The sequence below is a fragment of the Neobacillus drentensis genome, assembly GCF_036965425.1.
GTDB lineage: Bacteria > Bacillota > Bacilli > Bacillales > Cytobacillaceae > Neobacillus > Neobacillus drentensis_F.
In genome coordinates, this window is record NZ_JBALPP010000134.1 from 14,177 (window position 1) to 14,648 (window position 472).

Sequence of the window (472 nt, forward strand, 5' to 3'; positions counted from 1 at the left end):
ACATTAATCTTTCTGCCTCTTTATTTTAAATTAAGTGATTTCTGGTTTGCTTCATTAAATAAAAAAACTTCAATGGTACGGTTTATCTCACTCTTTTTCATGATCATGGTTACCGAGACCAATCTGTTTTTATTATTTGCCTTTATAAGACGCTACCGATTTGGTATAGGAAAGTACCATTCATGGAGAGAACATTTTATCTTATCACCATTATACACAACAATTTTGTCATTTTTTACAGCACTTTCATTAAAGAAGGAGAATACATTAGCAGTTAAACTGGGAGTTGTTTTATTTGCCGCTTGTTTAAATAAATTTTTCCAAAGGATTAAGCTGTTAAAAAATAATCTTCATCCAATTTCTTACTTTGGAATAAGATTGATCATGATCTATATTTATGGAGAATATAGGAAGTGGATATACGAGGATGGAGAAAACGAATCACTGGAAAACAAAAAAACTAATAAGTAGA

The 472-nt window shown here is 29.9% G+C and carries 1 protein-coding gene; it reads left to right on the plus strand.

The annotated features are described in order from the left end of the window. The coding region (locus V7161_RS26345; protein WP_335715769.1) for a hypothetical protein at positions 1–471 on the plus strand (471 nt) is incomplete at its 5' end. Position 472: the final 1 nt, after the last annotated feature.